Below are 17,722 nucleotides of genomic sequence, written 5' to 3'. Positions count from 1 at the left end.
CGAAATATATTTCACGTCGAAACAATTGACGAGCAAGAGATTTCTTCATACTATGGAGTGAAGCGAGTCACAGCAAGACCTCGTATGTGTCTGACAACACGATCCATGCGATCTTCAGCAAGAGGAAAGGCGTTATCCATGAGCGGCCCGATGAGCGGAATCAAGATCGTTGACCTGTGTTCGATGATGTCGGGGCCTTGGGCCACGGGCATCCTCGGTGACCAGGGTGCGGATGTCATCAAGGTGGAGGTTCCCGGCAAGGGGGACCATGTTCGTTCACTGCCGAATCGGTCCGGTGACATGTCGGCGATGTTCGTCAATGTCAACAGGTCGAAGCGGTCGCTGACGGTTGACTTGAAGACGCCGGAAGGTGTTGCGGTACTGAAGAAGTTGGTCTCGACTGCTGATGTCGTGGTGCAGAACTTCCGGCCGGGTGTCGTCGAGCGTCTCGGTATCGGGTACGACGACTTGTCGGCCGTCAATCCCAACCTGGTGTATCTGTCGATGAGCGGGTTCGGTGAGCGTGGTCCGGCGTCGGGGCAGCGGGTCTACGATTCGCTGATCCAGGCGTTGACCGGTCTGACGACCGTCCAGGCGGGCTCCGACGAGGAACGGCCCCGTCTGATTCGCACGATTCTTCCGGACAAGTTGAGCGCGGTCTTTGCGGCGCAGGCGATTACGGCGGCGTTGTTCGCCCGTGAGCGTACCGGGGAAGGGCAGCATGTTCGGCTCTCGATGCTCGAGGCGGTGCTCTCGTTCCTGTGGGCGTCGGATATGGGTGCGTACACGTTCCCGGATCAGCCGGTGCCGTTGTCGAAGGGTGGTAGTTTCATCGATCTGATCTATCAGACGGGGGACGGTTACATCACTGTCGCTACGAACAGCAATGGTGAGTGGCAGAGCATGTGCAGGGCTCTCGGGCATCCGGAGTGGATCGAGGACGAGCGGTTCACGACGGCGGTGGGTCGGTCCACTCATATCAACGAGCGTTTGGAATTGATCCAAGAGGTGTTGTTGCTCAAGGGTTCTGCGGAGTGGTTGGCGTTGCTCGACGAGCATGACGTGCCGGCTGCGCCGATCCTGACGCGGGCCGAGGTGATCGAGCATCCGCAGGTCAAGGCGGCGGAGATCATCGTCGAATCGGAGCACCCTACGGCCGGTCGTCTGCGGCAGGCGCGAGTGGCGGCCCGGTTCCTCGGAACCGTCCCGGATGCGCCGCGGGGTGCGCCGTTGCTCGGTGAGCACAACGCCGAAATCCTTGCGGAGATCGGTTACAGCAGCGACGAAATCGCTTCGCTTGCTTCGGAAAAGATCATCGGAACCGAGCAGGGCGCCGTCGCCGGCGTCTCTGCCTGAAGGGAAGTGTTGACAGTGTCCACAGTATTGGTTGTCGGTGCGGATAAAGGTATCGCTCATTCCATCTCACGTCAGTTGCATGATCGTGGTGAGGATGTGATCGCTGCTTGCTTGTTCGACGGTGCCGATCTCGCGGCCGCCGGGATCACGGTCGAGCCGGGTGTCGATGTCACCTCGCAGGAATCGGTGGAGGCGTTGGCGGCGCGTTTGTCGGAGAAGGGCGTCAAACTCGATGCGGTGTTCCATGTCGCCGGTGTGATGTGGCTTGATGAGGTCGGTTCGCTCGATTACGACTTGATTCGGGAGCAGATCGAGATCAACACCTTGGGTCCGTTGCGCACGATTGAAGCGGTGCGTCCGTTGCTGAACGAGGGTGCGAAGGTCGGTATTGTCACCAGTCGTGTTGGTTCGTTGGGCGACAACACTTCTGGTGGGATGTACAGCTACCGGATTTCGAAGGCTGCGGCGAACATGGTCGGTTTGAATTTGCATCATGATCTGTCGAAGGACGGGGTCAGTGTGTTGTTGCTGCATCCGGGGATGGTGGCGACGGATCTGACCAAGGACTTCCCGGGTGAGCACAGCTACATCACCCCGGAGCAGGCGGCTGCGGGGTTGATCAAGAACATCGACAATCTGACGCCGGAGACGTCGGGTCGGTTCCAGCATTCGGATGGAACCTTCCTCCAATGGTGAGCACCCCAACGAACCAGTGCTAGCCGACGAGTTTAAATCCCATCCAAAGAGAAGGACGAACATAGAATGATCACCGTTTACGGATACGTTCCCGCCTGGGGAATCCCGGATATCAGCCCCTATGTCACCAAGGTTGTCAATTACCTGAGCTTCACCGGGATCGAGTTTGAGTACAAGACTCAGGACCTCGCGACTCTCGATCAGGACTCGCCCCACGGCAAGCTCCCGTACATCGTGGACAGCGACGGAACCAAGGTCGGGGACTCCAACACGATTATCGAATACCTCAAGAACAAGTTCGGTGACAAGCTCGACGTCGACCTGAGCAAGCAGCAGCTGGCGCAGGCCCTTGCCTTTCACCGCCTGATCGAGGAGCACCTCTACTGGAGCGGAATCATCCAGGCGCGCTGGCAGGACGACGCCGGTTGGGAAACCTACATCCCATTCATCGTTCAAGGTGCCGAGGTGACTCCGGAGATGCGCGTGGGGCTGGATGCGTTCCGGGCTCGCATCCTGGACGGGTTTAACGGCCAGGGCATGGGTCGACGTAGCGAGGAGGTCGTGGCCGAGTTCTTCCGGGCAGACATCGACGCTTTGTCGGACTTCCTGGATGACAAGCCTTTCTTCCTCGGAGACAAGGTGCATTCGATCGATGCCTCGCTGTATTCGACGTTGCGGCATATCGCCGATCAGCCGCAGCAGTGGCTCGGCACCGGGTACGTCCAGACCAAGCCGAACCTCGTGGACTACCTGGAGCGTATCCGCAAGCAGTACGACATCTGAGAGTCCGAAACCAATTGTCGTGGAGCGTCGTTCGATGATTGATCTCTACTACTACACAAGCCCTAACGTTCGCAAGATTCTCATTGCGCTCGAGGAGCTGTCCCTCGAATATCGGATCATCTGGACCGACATCAAAGAAGGTGACCAGTTCGCGCCCGAGTATCTCGAGATCAATCCGAACGGGAAGGTGCCGGCCATCGTCGACCACGACGGCCCCACCGGTGCGCCAATTTCGGTCTTCGAGACAGGGGCAATTCTGCTCTACCTTGCGGAGAAGACCGGACGCCTCCTGCCGCAGGACCCCACAGCTCGGCAGGAGGCGATCTGTTGGCTGTTCTGGCAGGTCGCCAACCACGGCCCGATGGCCGGACAAGCAGCCCACTTCGTCTCGCACGCCCCCAAACACGGGATCGACAACCCGTACGCTCGGAGCCGATACACCGGCGAAGTTGCACGTTTGTACAAAGTCCTCGACGAGCGGCTTCGCGACCGGGACTATCTGGCAGGGGAGTACTCGATCGCCGATATCTCAACCTATACGTGGTCGAGAGTTGCAGCAGGGCACGGTGTTTCGGTTTCGGACTATCCGAACGTGCAGGCATGGTCGGACAGGATCGCTGCGCGTCCGGCTTCGAAGGTCAAGGTTTCGGACCCGCGCGAGGAAGCGGCACGAAAGAACGTCTACAACGCAGAGCAGTTTCAACGATTGTTCCGGCCGGAAGGCTGTCAAAGGTGAGCGTCATGACCGATTCTTGTCCACTCTGCCGGCTGTACTTCGACGGATAGATTGGTTAGACCTGTCGTGACCGGGGACGAAATGCGTGTATGGAGTGCGCGCCTGTCTAAGCGGGGTTACGCGAAGCAGCGTCCGATACTGAACGTCGATGTCCCTTGGCCCAGTCAAAAAGTTTGAATTGAGCGATCAGACTATCTGGGCTGAGCGTCGAACAAATTATTCATGAAATTCTCGGGGCGCGAATGTGGGGTTGTCCCGTACTTCGGAATCGAATTATCCAAAAAGCCACCGCCCATACCGTCACAACAGAAGGAGCACAATATGTTACTGAACAGGGACGATTGGTACGACATCTCGCGAGACCTCGACTGGGAACTGAGCTATGTCGATCCGGCTGTGGCGTTCCCGACGAGTTGGAGTGGAGCGGGGGACGTACCGACGGAGGCTTGGGACAAGTGGGACGAACCTTTCCGGGTCTCGTATCGCGATTACGTCCGCATCCAGCGCGAAAAGGAATCGGGCGTCAAGGCTGTCAGCAACGCCCTGGTGCGCTCCGGCACTTACGAAAAGCTCGACCCCGCGCACGTTGCCGCGTCGCACCTGCATATGGGTACCACCTGCATGGTCGAACATATGGCTGTGACCATGCAGAGCCGCTTCTGCCGATTCGCACCGACCCCGCGCTGGCGGAATCTAGGTGTTTTCGGAATGCTCGACGAGACTCGCCACACTCAGCTCGATCTGCGCTTCTCCCATGACCTGCTCAAACAGGACCCGCGATTCGATTGGTCGCAGAAGGCATTCCACACCAACGAGTGGGGTGTCCTCGCGGTGAAGAATTTCTTCGACGACGCAATGCTCAACGCGGATTGCGTCGAAGCTGCTTTGGCGACGAGCCTGACGGTCGAACATGGCTTCACCAACGTTCAGTTCGTCGCCTTGGCTGCCGACGCGATGGCCGCCGGCGATATAAACTGGTCAAACCTGTTGTCCTCCATACAAACTGATGAGGCACGGCACGCCCAGCAGGGTTTCCCAACACTATCGATCCTGATGGAGCATGATCCCGCCCGCGCGCAGAAAGCTCTCGATATCGCGTTCTGGCGCTCCACCCGGCTTTTTCAGACGTTAACCGGTCCGGCGATGGACTATTACACGCCTCTTGATCAACGCAAGATGAGCTTCAAGGAGTTCATGCTCGAGTGGATCGTCAATCATCACGAGCGGATTCTAGAGGACTACGGGCTGAAGAAACCCTGGTACTGGGATCAATTCATGTACTCACTCGAGCACGGCCATCACGCGATGCACCTCGGGACTTGGTTCTGGCGCCCCACGTTGTTCTGGAAGCCGAACGCCGGTGTCTCCAAAGACGAGCGCGAATGGTTGCGGGAAAAATACCCCACCTGGGAAGAGAACTGGGGCGGAATGTGGGACGAGATCATCAAGAATGTCAACACCGATCAGATCGAGAAGACGCTTCCCGCAACATTTCCGTCGCTGTGTAATCTGACTCAGCTTCCGCTTGGATCGGCCTTCTCTCTGAACGACCTCGCCGACCACAGCCTCACCTACAACGGGCGGCTTTACCACTTCGATTCCGCGATTTCCAAGTGGTGCTTCGAACAAGATCCGGAACGCTATGCCGGCCACCAGAACATTATCGACCGCGTCATCGACGGCCAGATCGTTCCAGCTGATCTCGCCGGCGGGCTGAGCTATATGGGGCTGACGCCGGAGGTGATGGGTGAGGATGTATACAACTACGCCTGGGCGAAGGACTACTTGGCCTCGCCTTCCTTAGCTGCAACGGAATTTGTTGCACAGGAAAAGATCTCGATCTAGATCTCGAATCAATTCGTTCGGCAAGGAGAATTCAAATGGCACCCTTTCCTATCACTGGCCGGTTCATCGGTGATTTCGTTCCACATCTCGTTGCCGTGGATACCGACGACACATGGGATCAAATTGCCTGCAAGATAGCAGTGCATGCGGTAGGGCGTCGTATCCCGGAGCCTGAAGTGAGCCCGGGATACGACGTACTTCTCGATGGAACTGTGATGACACCCGACGAGACCCTGGGGGATTTGTTGGGCACACGATCCATTCCGCCGCTGCAATGGATCGACGTCCGCTTTCGTGAGCAGGTGAGCAGCAATGGCTGACGGTCAGGACAACGACTTCGTCGACCTGATATCCGAGGATGAACTGTGGAACGACGAGATGGAATCATTCGACGTCGGGGACGACGAAGTGCTCCTGATGAAGGTGAACGGTGAAGTCCGTGCGTATGACGGAATCTGCCCGCACCAGAGCATCTCGCTCATCGAGGGGGAGTTCGACAACGGGGTCTTGACCTGCCGGGCCCACGAGTGGCAGTTCGACGCACTGACCGGGGCCGGGATCAACCCCCGTGATACCTGCTTGATCAGGCACGACGTCCGCATCGTCGACGGCGTCATCCAAGTTCGTCTCAAGTCGCCGGCCCAGGCGCAACACTGAAGTAGGAGTTCAACACTCATGGCCATTGTCGATATGGATGCCTCAGACGAATCGTCTCCTGACCTCGTTGGCCCCGTCATCCGGGCCGGCAACCTTGCGGAGGCGGTGATCGACGCGATCGAGGAGGACAATCCTGGACAGGATGTCCTGGTCCTCGACCGCGAGGACTACGTCCGCATTCACACCCGCGGTGCGTGCCGTCTGACGCAGTCCAGCTTGGAAAAACATCTCGGTCAGAGCTACCAATTGGCCGCGCTCGAGATCGACATGCCCTCGTTCAAGGGACGCCTCAAGACTCGCACCGATGAATACGTCTGGTTCTTCCAGAACCCTGGACAGGAGAAGTCATGACAGAGAAGACACCGTCGCTCCGCACCCGTTCGCGCGGTCTCAAGACCTGGAGCGCGTTCGGAAATCTCGGGCGACGTCCGACCGAGTACGAAGTGCTCACGCACAACATGAACCACACTACGGGGACCGTGCCACTCGAGATGGGCCCCGATGTTCACGGCAACGTGTGGCTGCGCGAACACCGGGATTCGATGAAGCTGACGGTCCCCGACTGGGACGCGTTTCGAGATCCCGACACCGTCACATACGGAACCTACGTCGCCGAACAGGACGACCAAGAAACTTACGTCGAAGGATTGATCGCCCAGTTCGACAGCGAGAAGTCCGACGAAGCCCTCTCGGACGAGGCTTTGACGTTGCTGGCGGGGGCGCTTGCCCCGACCCGGTACGTCGTGCACGGCCAGCAGATGCTGTCGGCGTACATTCAGCAACTCGCCATGAGTAGCTACGTAGGAAACTGCGCTGCCTTCCAAACCGCGGACCAACTACGACGGGTCCAGCTGACTGCGTATCGCACGACTCAGCTTCAGCTCACTTATCCCGAACGCGGGTTCGGTACCGCTGAAAAGGAAATCTGGACGAAGCACCCCGATTGGCAGCCGATCCGGGCAGCGTTCGAATACGCACTGGTCGAATTCGATTGGGATCGGGCATTCGTGGCGACCAATCTCGTGACCAAAGCGATCGCAGATCAGCTCTTCCTGGTCCAGCTCGTGCACCAGGCCAATGAGCTCGGCGCACGACTCGACTCGCTGATACTGGAAAACCTCTGGCGTGACAGCCAGCGGAGCCAACGGTGGTCGGTCGCACTGGTCAAGTTCTTGACCGCCGCCGATCCAGGAAATCTCGAAGTGCTCCAAGGGCATCTGAATGACTGGTCCGAACGCGGAGACAAGATGATCGACGCCGGTGCGCGAATCATCGCCTCCCCGAACGGACGTTCCGCGGCCGACATCGCCGATGCTGTTCGCCAGGAATGGCATTCGCTTCTCGAGTCCACCGGTTTGCACGCAGAAGCCAACTGAGGTCTACGAGTCCATGACTGTCACAGTGAATTTCAATGGGCGTCAGGAACCCGTGATGTGCGGGCCCGAAGAAACTCTTCTTCGGGCCGGCCTCCGGGCTGGATTGGCCCTGTCCTACGAGTGTGCCAGCGGCGGATGCGGCAGTTGCCGTGCGCAAGTCGTGGAGGGCGAGGTTGAAACCCTCTGGGCCGATGCCGCCGGACTTTCCGAGCGTGATCGGCGGCGGGGCAACCGGGTGTTGATGTGCCAGTCGATTCCCACGGCAAACTGCACGATCAAGGCACCGGTCCTTGACGGACCGGCAATGAGTCGAGAACCCATTCCTGAACGTGTGACTTCCCGCCTCGTAGGGCGAGAAGCGCTGACGCCCGACACCGCCCTCTTCACGCTCGACTTCAGCGCACCCCTCGACTACCTACCAGGGCAGTTCATGCTCCTGGAGTCACCAGAGGGGGTTCGGCGGGCGTACTCGATGGCACACCCTGCCGACGCTACCGGTTCCACGACAGTGGAATTCATCATCCGCGCAAAGCCGGAGGGAGCTGCCTCGGGTTGGTTATTCGACAAGGCTCAGGTCGGTGACGAGATTTTAGTCGAGGGACCCTACGGGCGCGCCTACTCCCAGTCAGATTCTGACCGGCCGGCATTGTGCATCGCAGGTGGCACGGGGCTGGCACCGATCCTTGCGATCACAGAGGACCTCCTGGTCGAGAACCCTCAGCGACGGGTGGACCTCTACATCGGCGCACGGCAAGCACAGGACATCGTGCTCCTCGATCGGCTCGCTCGATTGAAGGAGCGCGGCGCTCGGGTCGCCCTGTCCGTCGAAGACGCCGATTCTGGTGCTGACAATCCGCCAGCCTGGGAGATGTTTGCAGATTCCCGATCAGGTCGGGTGGTCGACCACGTTGCCGACGACTGGACCGATCTCGCCCATCACGACATCTATCTCGCCGGCCCGGCCGGCATGGTCGACGCAGCCATGCGTCTGCTCGTGCGCGAGCGCAACGCATCTGCGGGCCGACTGTTCTTCGACCGCTTCATCGCTTAACCGAACTACCCCCGAATCCGGAAGGACCCATCATGTTGATGGAAGCCGTGCAACTACCGACTCATGCTCACTACGGGCGAAACCTTATAAACGGCAAGTGGGTGTTCCCGGCAGCTCCTTACGAGTACGAGATTCGCAATCCCTCCGACAGCACAATCACCACAGTGGTTCCTCTTTCCTCGCGGTTCGACGTCGATCATGCAATTGCGGCTGCTGCCGAAGCGCTACCGGGGCAATGGGCAGACACACAGAGCAGAGATCAGCTACTGGCCCTTCTGCTGCACCGGCTAGCTGATCAGGCGGACGGGCTGGCGCGCCTTCAGTCGATCGAGACAGGTCTCGGATTCGCCGATTCGCTAGCCGCTGTCGAATCGACGTTGAGGATCGCTCGCTCGATCCTGACAAAGGAGATCCTGCGCGACCGTTCAACATCAGCGGGTGTTTCAGGTCATGTGCTGTCTTGGGGGGCACCATTTTCGGAGATGATGTTGAGTGTTTTTCCTGCTCTGGCTGCCGGGAACACTGCGGTCGTCAAGCCATCGCTGCGTGGAGCCTTGTCAGCGGTGGCGGTCGCATGCATTGCTGACCAGTTGGGATTTCCGGCCGGTGTTCTCAATATTGTGCAAGGCACTGGAGTGGATGTGGGCGCTGCGCTCATCAGCAGTACAGCGCTCCAGATGCTGCATGTGCGGGCGAACGAGTCCACTCTAAGTCGCGCCAGCCGCGCTGGTCGTCGGACGCATGTCCCTCTGCACACTCTCGGCGCAGGAGGAAATGCCGCGATCGTCTATCCCGGAATTGGAGAAGCGAAGCTCGAAACGATGGCCACTGAAATCGCCCAAGCCGTTCGGGTTCATAGCTCGGGCGGTCCTTTCGGTTTACACACGGTGGCCGTTCACCGGGACGTCGCGAAGAACGTAATCGCCGCGATTCTCGGCCAGTTGGCTTTGGGTGAGAATGAAGCTGCTCCTCTTCCTGCGGAGCCTCTTCGTGGGCGGGCTTTCAGTCGAATCGACCAGTTGGTAGTCGGCGGTGGACGGGTACTACTGGGTGGGCGGGTTCCCGATGACGTCAAGCATCGGATGGGGTGGCGTCTGCCCACCACGGTCGTAGACTTGGGTGACGTCTCGTCGAAGGCGGTGTCAGTGATGCTGACTGACTCGTCCGAACCCATCGGCCCCGTAGTTACCATCGTCCAGTGGGATACCCTCGCCGACATCGACGCGGTTTTCCGCGAGAGTCGATATCGTGACGGGTACGCGGCGGTCTGGGGTGATGATTCGATGGATGACCATAACCGGTTCGGGGTCACCGCACGGGAGCGAGGGCCTATGCGTGCCATGCACAGCGGGTTGATTCCTACTGCGTGGACTGGCTGGTCCGGGCATCGCCGGAGCGGGGTTGCCCCATGAGTGCGGAACTCTGTGCGCCGCAAGCGCGCTCCGGGCTTCGGATGGACTTCGTCTTCATTGCGGATCCGCTCACCACATTGAAACCCGCGCATGACACCACAATCGCGTTGATGGAAGCAGTTCAGTTGGCCGGTCATCGCGTGCTGGCCACGACCATCGGTGAGCTGGGCATCGATGGAGGGTATGCTTTCGCGCGTTGTCGCGAGGTGACGCTTCGCCCGGCGGTGTTGAGTGAGAACATGTGGATCGCCGATACCGACTGGTACACCACGGATGTCCCTTTCCGGCTTCGACTCGACGAAGTGGCCGCGATCTTCATGCGGACCGACCCTCCGGTTGACGGCAAGTACTTGCGTGCCACATTCATTCTGGACTTGGTCGACCCGGCGAAGACGATGTTGATCAATTCACCATCCGGACTTCGCGACGCCAACGAGAAGCTGTTTGCTCTGCGGATGCCCGAGTTGGGTCCCCCTACCCTTGTGTCTTCGGATAGGGATGAGATATGTGAAACTGTATCTTCCTGGGGCACATCAGTTCTCAAACCCACTGATGGTATGGCCGGCCGTGGGATCATGCTCCTGAGGCCGGACGATCCGAACCTGCATTCAATACTTGACACCGCCACTGATCGTGGCGTCAATCATGTGGTCGTCCAGCAGTTCATTCCGGATGTGGTGACGGAGGGAGACCGCCGTGTGATCGTTCTTGAGGGTCGGCCGATCGGATCTGTTCGCCGAATCGTCGATCGCGGTGGCACCGAATTTCGGTGCAACATGGCCACCGGTGCGCGCGTACTACCCGACACGCTGACCGCTCGCGATCGTGAAATCTGCAACGCCATCGGCCCCGAACTCGTCAGGCGTGGACTGGTATTCGTTGGAATTGACGTCATTGGAGGTAAACTTACGGAAGTGAATGTAACCAGCCCCACGGGAATCCGCGAGATCGATGCGCTCAGTGGTACGCACTTGGCGGCCGACATAATCGCATGGGCGATCGCACGGTGCGCGAAGATGCAGGGGGAGCGATGAGTGTGGCAGTCTCATTGATCGGTGTGCGAAGTTCACGGATTAAGGTGCAGAGTACCTTCGGTCTTCGACTCACATAGCCAATCGGTTGTAGATGAACGTGCCCGCAGTGGAGTTCAACTTTCGTTGAACGTTTGTCGGCCCGAGGTTGCCGCGTGGTACTAGTTGATTGGTTGAAAATTTGCTGGCGCATTTGAAATTCCGTATCGCTGCGTAACGTCCTACGCGACGTGGGCGGTCGACTCCATCATTGGCACCAGAACTGAATGTGCTCCCGTTGCTATGAGCATTTGCCGGATTGGGCCACCCCGGCAAACCTGGGATGCGAGCAAGCGTTCGCGGTGCACTTCGAGATTCGTGCCGACCAGGGCGTTCGGAATTGCGATCAGTATCTCGGATGACGTTGATCTGCGACTCACCTCGATCAGCAACGATTCCTCGTCGACAACGCTGACTGGCACATTGTGCTGGCCATTGACCGAGCCAATGGCCAAAATAACGTAGTCCTGGCTGGTGTGCGTGAAAGAAACCAAGCGGCACTGTGTCCCGGCGACCACAAGCTTTACGTCCAGTTCGCGATGAGGCGGATCGCAGACTCCCTCAGCGTCATAGTGTTCCCGATCGGGCGTTGTCGGGAGATTGCGACTATCCCTGAGGATGATTCGCCGTGAGGTCCAACTGAAGAAATCGTCCATCGGTCTCATCTCTTCTGTGCATACGGTGAGCTTGCACCCGGTTCGGGGTTTGTGCTTCAGATCACATAAGCTTAGGTGTGAAAAGTATCGCAGTCAAATATATTTGAAAAATAACTACTTAAGTGTGAAACAATTTCAAGAGGCAAACGCTGGACGAGATTCCGAATGTCCACGAGGCGTGGTTGATTGGGGATTGATTGAATTATGTTGTCGTGTAGGGTAATTCACCCTATCGAGTGGGGCCGTAGTTTCCGTGAAGGCTCGACACCGGAGGATCTGGATCTGCCAACTGAACGGTGCCTTCAGCTGGCAGTGCATTGGGTCGCTGTGTCCGGACACCAACTAAGAGCAGACGAAGATTCCGATCAGCAAGGCCGGACCACGGCAGACATGAGCTGCAACTACGGCCAGAGGGCAGGCCGCATCGTCTCGGCGACATGCCCAGAACTAGACAAGGACTCAAATGACTATTGACAACAACGCCGATCATCCCACCGACAGCCTGCTTCGTGTGATCACCGATGAGGAACGGGCAGCATTCGCCGCTGATGGTGTCGCCTTGCTCAAATCCGTGATTTCTCCGGCTTGGATCGAATACCTTCGAAGTGCGGTGGCTCGGCTGCTCACTGACGTCCCCGACACCTCCCAGAACTATACGGAGCCCGGCCAACCTCGGTTCTTCTCGCAGGCGTTTCCACGCTTCGTGGATCCTGCATTCGATGTCTGGGCCCTCCATGGGCCGACAAAGGACATCGCACAGCAGATTCACCCTGGGATGCGATCGCTGCGGTTCTTCTATGATCAGGTATTCGCGCAGGAACCGGGGTCAGGTCGGGGTGCGCCGTTTCATCAGGACTATCCCTATCTACCAATCGACGGTGATCAGTACTTTCGAATCTGGGTTCCCCTTGACACCGTCACCGCCAGCAGCGGAGCGATTCACTATCTGAAGGGATCACACTTCGGGCCGGTTTACCGACCACGTAGCTTCAGCGGTGATCCAGAGGTGGTCGCGGTGTATGACCGATCGCCCTATCCAGAGTTGCCCGATTTTTCGGCCACCTACAACAGCTCTCGTTGGTTTGTCGGTGAAGCGGAGCCAGGGGACGCATTGCTGCACCATCCGAAGACTGTGCACGGATCGCCCCCAAATCGCACAGACCGACCTCGTCGTGCCGTGACAACTATCTTCACTGGCGACGATGTCGTGTGGGATCCGAGGCCAGGCTCCAGCTTCGAGCACATTTCCACCATTGGTGGGTTCTCGGTTCCGCCGATGATTCCAGGTACCCGGATAGAGAGTAATCTTTTCCCCGTTGTGTGGCAGGACTCTCCAGAGTGACGAGAGACTAATCGGGGGATAGCGGTTTGGCGTCGTCGGGGGCACCGACGACGGCCAGGTTCAGCGTTATGGACCCGCGTCACGCTGTGCAGGGTTTTAGGCAACGCGGCCACCGTCGGGGTCCGGGTCCGGGTCACACGCCGAAGTTCTGTGACCGTATGGTCTGGAGATACTTCACGCATGGAGATTAGGCCGCTGATCTTGCGTTATGGTGGCGATATAGAGCTGGCCTTGCGCAGCCCGCTACAAGGTCGACGGGTTGGCGGGCCTCGACGACGACCTGCGGTCCCGTCGGCCACACAGTCTCGTCACCGCGACCTTGGTGCCGCCGCTCAAGAGAATATGGGTTGCATGATTGAGTTGGCGTTTGCTCAAGCACGTCTGGGAATCGGGTACGGCACGGTCGCACAGATCTGACGCGAGTACGGTGTGCAGCCATGGCGCAGTGAGGCATTCAAGTTCTCCGCCGACCCCGACTTGGTCGCGAAGGTCACCGACATCGTCGGGTGTATCTCGATCCAGCGGAGAACGCGACTGTCCTCCGCGTGGAGGGAAACTACCCGGGTATCTGACGAGTCGTTTGCAGCCATGTCGACAGTTCGAGAATCTGTGCATTGCATCAGGATTCGAGGAATCTATGGCAAGGGCGATCTAGTGATCACCAGGTTGGAAATGTACTTATGCGTCGACAGCGGCCTGAACATGAGTACTGTCACCGAACATTGCGCCGAGGATGAGTTGAGTCCCGTGTATGGCGTGCTCACGTGCCAGAGTTTCGGCTAGGTCGGCATCGCCCCTGACGATTGCCGCGTGAATGCCCTCATGCTCAGCCCATACCCAGTGCGGAGTGCCACTCTGGCGCAGTACCTCGCCCATGACACGCCGAACACTGCGATAGAGCACGGCAGCACTTTCAGACAGAAGCATGTTGTCGGCTACCTGTAGCAGATGCTGATGAAACTCCATATCAGCGGCGATCATATGGGCGAAAGAACCCTCTTGGACGCCTAGAGCGCCCTCGCGAAGCAGTTCTTCGGAACGTCGTTGGATGCTGGGCGTGATCCGTGATGCTGCGCGACGAGCTGCCAATCCATCGACTACTGCCCGCATCTCGTACAGATCGACCACGAATTTTTCATCAAGCGGCACTACTTCGAGGCCCCTTTTTCCTGAATCACGTACGAGCCCATGCGATTTGAGGAGTAGTAGAGCTTGCTGGATTGGCTGTCGGCTGACCTGAAAGTGTTCGGCTAGTAGTTCTTGCCGCAGGGTGACGCCAGGGGGGAGCTTGCCGCGGCAAATCTCGTCGAGAATTGCGTCATACACCTGCTCGGTCCGGGAGGGCGGAAGTGGAAGTCCTGTCATCGTGCGCTCCCTTCTTAGTGCTGGTACACCCCACATAGTAGCTGAACTCCGAGTTCTGTATGCCATCGAACTGAATTCGGAATGTTGCATTCTGAATTCAGAATGCTAACGTGACTGTCAGCACATCAACTTTTGAATGTGAGCCAATGCACTAGAAGCAAGGAAGTGAAATTCGGGTGAATGCCAATTCCAATTCCAATCCGGATCCTCAGCCGGCCTCCGCCGCACTGCTGACCGCCCAGTTCCTGTATGCACATGGAGTCCGTCGTGTGTTCGGATTACAAGGTGGGCACATCCAACCAATTTGGGATCATTTGGCCCGTATGAACGTCGAAATCGTCGACGTTAGGCACGAGGCTGCTGCAGTGCACATGGCCCACGCGCATGCCGAATTGACAGGGACCGTCGGCGTCGCATTGGTGACGGCAGGGCCAGGAGTGACCAACACGGTGACTGCCGTTGCCAACGCCTTCGTCTCCCGAGCCTCCGTGCTGCTGCTCGGTGGTTGCGCACCACGTCCACAGGCCAATATGGGTGCCCTGCAGGATATTCCACATACCGCCATCATGGAGCCGATCACCCGTCGTGCGCGCACACTGCGTCAGGCAGACCAGGTTTTGCGTGAACTCAGCGAGGCATGGGCACTTGCCGAGGGCGACGGGGGCGACCCGGGACCCGTCTATATCGAGATTCCTACGGATGTTTTGCGAACACCAGTCGCTCCGAGGACTGTCCTGTCCGAGTACCTCCGCCCGACTTCTCGTCGACGCACCGTCCCGGCGGCTGAGGATACTGCTAGCGCGGCCGCACTCATTGCTTCATGCCGCCGACCTGCACTCGTGTCCGGTCGTGGAGCTAGAGCGTGCTCCGCCGAACTTGAGCGGTTCTTGGAAGTGACCGGGGCTGCTTACCTCGACACGCAGGAAAGTCGATGCCTTGTCTCGGAGGATCATCCAGGTTTCGTCGGTGCGGTGCGTTCGGCAGTGATGAGCGAATGCGACCTCCTTATTACGGTGGGACGTCGACTCGACTACCAACTTGGCTACGGCTCACCCGCAGCGTTTCCGAACGCCAAGATTCTACGAATCAGTGACACCGCCGCCGAACTGATCGACAACCGTCGCGGTGAGGTCGAGCTTCTTGGTTCGCCTGACCTGGTGCTCGACGCGATCACTGCGCTCCTGGTCGGCGGAGGCCACGACCCAGAGACTCAGTGGCGAGACGAATTGAGAGCTCGACACGTTGAGCGGGCACGCCGCTACAAACAAGGGCTTAGCAAGTCCGAGTCGGGAGCCGATGGATTGATGCATCCGAATCAAATCTTTGCGGCGACAGAGAGTCTGGGCCTCGACGACGGGATCGTCGTTGCTGACGGCGGAGATCTTCTCAGCTTTGCGCGTCTCGGTGCATCGGGCTCCGCCTATCTCGACGCAGGAGCGTTCGGTTGTCTAGGAATCGGTGTGCCGTTTGCGATCGCCGCTGCACTCGAGAACCCAGAGAAAGTAGTCCTATCGTTCAACGGCGACGGCGCTTTTGGCTTCAACGCGATGGAAATTGATACAGCAGTCAGGCATGGCGCGAAGATCGTCGTGATTGTCGCGAACAATCGCGCATGGAACATCGAACGCTACGACCAGCAAACCAACTACGGACTGATCGCGGGAACTGAACTGGGCGATGCGGACTACGCCGCGATGGCCCGTGCACTGGGTGCGCACGGCGAACGCGTCACTGACCCCAACGACCTCACTGATGCGATCAAACGGGCTGTCGACGCCGCACCCGCAGTGATCCAGGTTGATGTCACTCGAGATGCAATCTCGCCCGATGCCCAGAAGGGGCTCGGATATGTACCGGACTACCAAGCACTACTGCCATGGAACGACATCGAAATCGAACGCCGGGAGAATTCATGACAAGCAATCTGATCGGGACCGCAGCGACCAGCACCCAGCAACTGTCGATGGAGGAATGGTCCTTTCCGACACGGTACAACAACGACTATCTCCCCAATACTGATAGCCGATACTGGTTCCGCCACCGCGAAACCATGGATCCACAGCAGCGCGCCGAGGCTGTTCTCATCAGACTCCGAGAGGTGATGCGGTACGCCTACCGCACATCGGACTTCTACCGCAGGAAGTGGGATGGCGCCGGGATCAGTCCGGAGGATATTACTTCGTTCGAGGCCTTCGAATCGGTACCCGTCGTCACCAAAGCTGAACTGCGGCAGTCTCAGTTGGACTCTCCACCGTACGGCAATTACCTCTGCGCGCCGGAGTCCGAGATCCACCACATCCACGGCTCGTCGGGGACGACAGGCACCCCCACCGCCTTTGCTGTCAGTCGGCAAGACTGGGACACGGTCGCGAACAATCACGCTCGCGTGATGTGGGGGATGGGACTACGGCCAGGGGACACGGTGTTCATCGCTGCCGTTTTCAGTCTTTATCTCGGCTCGTGGGGTGCCCTTGCCGGCGCAGAACGGTTGCGTTGCAGAGCATTCCCCTTCGGTGCGGGCGCGCCAGGGATGACGGCACGGGCCGTTCGGTGGCTGAAAGCGTCAAAGCCCAAGGGATTCTATGCAACTCCTTCGTATGCGCTTCGATTGGCCGAGGTGGCGGTGCAGGAGGGCATTGATCCGAAGGAATTCGGGATCAAGGTGATGTTCTTCTCCGGCGAACCCGGCGCATCGATACCCTCGGTTCGCACCGCGATCGAGTCTGCCTTCGGTGCACGCGTCGTGGACTGCGGGACGATGGCAGAAATGACGCCGTTCATGAGCGCATCAGCTACCGCCGAGACTCCGGACGGCATGCTGCTGTACCAGGACATCGTCCATCATGAGGTATGCGATCCAACCAACTACAGGCCGGTTCCGTACGGCGGCGAAGGCACTGCGGTATATACCCATCTCGAACGGACCTCACAGCCGATGATTCGGCTCGCATCTGGTGATCTGACCAGCTGGGTATACGAGGAAAACCCCTGTGGCCGTACCTATCCGAAGCTTCCCCGTGGGATCTACGGACGTATCGACGACATGATTCACATTCGCGGTGAAAACGTGTACCCGACAGAGATCGAGAATGTTCTGCGCAACGTCGAACACTACGGTGGTGAACACCGCATCATCGTTTCGCGGACCGGATCAATGGACGAGATGCTCGTCAAAGTCGAGTGCAAGCATGATGCAACCGAACCCACTGCAATCGAGCGTTTTGAGGCAGTCGTCAGTGCCGAATTGCAGGCGACTCTGGGACTGCGTGTGTCCGTAGAGACCGTGTCCACCAACACATTCGATCGTACAGACCACAAGGCGCGACGCGTCGAGGATCGCAGAGCGCTGGTCTAGTCATTGTCGGGTGTAACCACAA

General features: G+C 58.6%; 17 protein-coding genes. 15 read left to right on the top strand and 2 right to left on the bottom strand.

Features of this window, described 5'->3' with window-relative positions:
- Positions 1-138: 138 nt before the first annotated feature.
- The 12 genes from CJ178_RS30850 to gshB all read left to right on the top strand — a co-directional run bounded on the left by CJ178_RS30850 (position 139) and on the right by gshB (position 10,946).
- Positions 139-1,356 (top strand): CaiB/BaiF CoA transferase family protein, encoded by a 1,218-nt coding sequence (locus CJ178_RS30850; protein WP_257013608.1) that lies wholly within the window; start codon positions 139-141, stop codon positions 1,354-1,356.
- Positions 1,357-1,371: 15 nt separating this feature from the next.
- Entirely contained in the window at positions 1,372-2,052 is a 681-nt protein-coding gene (isoH, locus tag CJ178_RS30845) for a 1-hydroxy-2-glutathionyl-2-methyl-3-butene dehydrogenase (protein ID WP_095889112.1), read from the top strand.
- A 66-nt stretch (positions 2,053-2,118) separates the two neighbouring features.
- A complete protein-coding gene (gene isoI / locus CJ178_RS30840; RefSeq protein WP_095888862.1) occupies positions 2,119-2,835 on the top strand; it encodes an iIsoprene-epoxide--glutathione S-transferase in 717 nt (238 codons plus the stop codon).
- Positions 2,836-2,869: 34 nt separating this feature from the next.
- Positions 2,870-3,571, top strand: coding sequence for a glutathione S-transferase family protein (locus CJ178_RS30835; protein ID WP_095888861.1), 702 nt, complete (start codon positions 2,870-2,872; stop codon positions 3,569-3,571).
- 321 nt (positions 3,572-3,892) lie between these two features.
- Positions 3,893-5,416 carry an isoprene monooxygenase oxygenase subunit alpha gene (gene isoA / locus CJ178_RS30830; protein WP_095889111.1) on the top strand — a complete coding sequence of 508 codons (1,524 nt, stop codon included), beginning with the start codon at positions 3,893-3,895 and terminating at the stop codon, positions 5,414-5,416.
- A gap of 35 nt (positions 5,417-5,451) precedes the next feature.
- A complete protein-coding gene (gene isoB, locus CJ178_RS30825; protein ID WP_045063285.1) occupies positions 5,452-5,736 on the top strand; it encodes an isoprene monooxygenase oxygenase subunit gamma in 285 nt (94 codons plus the stop codon).
- On the top strand, positions 5,729-6,073 hold the full coding sequence (isoC, locus tag CJ178_RS30820) for an isoprene monooxygenase ferredoxin (protein ID WP_045063283.1): 345 nt from the start codon (positions 5,729-5,731) through the stop codon (positions 6,071-6,073). The genes isoB and isoC overlap by 8 nt, the downstream gene beginning before the upstream one ends.
- A gap of 18 nt (positions 6,074-6,091) precedes the next feature.
- Positions 6,092-6,424, top strand: a complete 333-nt coding sequence (gene isoD, locus CJ178_RS30815) for an isoprene monooxygenase effector protein (RefSeq protein WP_045063280.1) — start codon at positions 6,092-6,094, stop codon at positions 6,422-6,424.
- Entirely contained in the window at positions 6,421-7,449 is a 1,029-nt protein-coding gene (gene isoE / locus CJ178_RS30810) for an isoprene monooxygenase oxygenase subunit beta (protein WP_095888860.1), read from the top strand. The genes isoD and isoE overlap by 4 nt, the downstream gene beginning before the upstream one ends.
- A gap of 13 nt (positions 7,450-7,462) precedes the next feature.
- A complete protein-coding gene (gene isoF / locus CJ178_RS30805; RefSeq protein WP_095888859.1) occupies positions 7,463-8,500 on the top strand; it encodes an isoprene monooxygenase reductase in 1,038 nt (345 codons plus the stop codon).
- 32 nt (positions 8,501-8,532) lie between these two features.
- Positions 8,533-9,912 (top strand): aldehyde dehydrogenase family protein, encoded by a 1,380-nt coding sequence (locus tag CJ178_RS30800; RefSeq protein ID WP_045063272.1) that lies wholly within the window; start codon positions 8,533-8,535, stop codon positions 9,910-9,912.
- Positions 9,909-10,946 carry a glutathione synthase gene (gene gshB, locus CJ178_RS30795; RefSeq protein ID WP_257013605.1) on the top strand — a complete coding sequence of 346 codons (1,038 nt, stop codon included), beginning with the start codon at positions 9,909-9,911 and terminating at the stop codon, positions 10,944-10,946. The genes CJ178_RS30800 and gshB overlap by 4 nt, the downstream gene beginning before the upstream one ends.
- 218 nt (positions 10,947-11,164) lie before the next feature.
- On the opposite strand, the gene CJ178_RS33480 is transcribed toward gshB, so the two are convergent.
- A complete protein-coding gene (locus CJ178_RS33480; RefSeq protein WP_239654573.1) occupies positions 11,165-11,638 on the bottom strand; it encodes a hypothetical protein in 474 nt (157 codons plus the stop codon).
- Between the two features lie 463 nt (positions 11,639-12,101).
- Between CJ178_RS33480 and CJ178_RS30785 the strand changes: the two genes are divergently transcribed.
- Complete coding sequence (locus CJ178_RS30785) at positions 12,102-12,980, top strand: phytanoyl-CoA dioxygenase family protein (protein ID WP_045063269.1); 879 nt, start codon at positions 12,102-12,104, stop codon at positions 12,978-12,980.
- A gap of 678 nt (positions 12,981-13,658) precedes the next feature.
- On the opposite strand, the gene CJ178_RS30775 is transcribed toward CJ178_RS30785, so the two are convergent.
- The gene (locus CJ178_RS30775) at positions 13,659-14,345 is read right to left on the bottom strand and encodes a GntR family transcriptional regulator (RefSeq protein ID WP_095889109.1); all 687 of its coding nucleotides are present in this window, start codon (positions 14,343-14,345) and stop codon (positions 13,659-13,661) included.
- Between the two features lie 176 nt (positions 14,346-14,521).
- Between CJ178_RS30775 and CJ178_RS30770 the strand changes: the two genes are divergently transcribed.
- Positions 14,522-16,261, top strand: coding sequence for a thiamine pyrophosphate-binding protein (locus CJ178_RS30770; protein WP_095888858.1), 1,740 nt, complete (start codon positions 14,522-14,524; stop codon positions 16,259-16,261).
- The gene (locus CJ178_RS30765; protein ID WP_218833768.1) at positions 16,258-17,700 is read left to right on the top strand and encodes a phenylacetate--CoA ligase family protein; all 1,443 of its coding nucleotides are present in this window, start codon (positions 16,258-16,260) and stop codon (positions 17,698-17,700) included. The genes CJ178_RS30770 and CJ178_RS30765 overlap by 4 nt, the downstream gene beginning before the upstream one ends.
- The last annotated feature ends 22 nt before the right edge of the window (positions 17,701-17,722 follow it).

The sequence above is a fragment of the Rhodococcus sp. ACPA4 genome, from assembly GCF_002300185.1.
Lineage (GTDB): Bacteria > Actinomycetota > Actinomycetes > Mycobacteriales > Mycobacteriaceae > Rhodococcus_F > Rhodococcus_F globerula.
The sequence above is the reverse complement of the archived record's forward strand: the minus strand, read 5'-3'. Positions and strand labels throughout refer to the sequence as shown.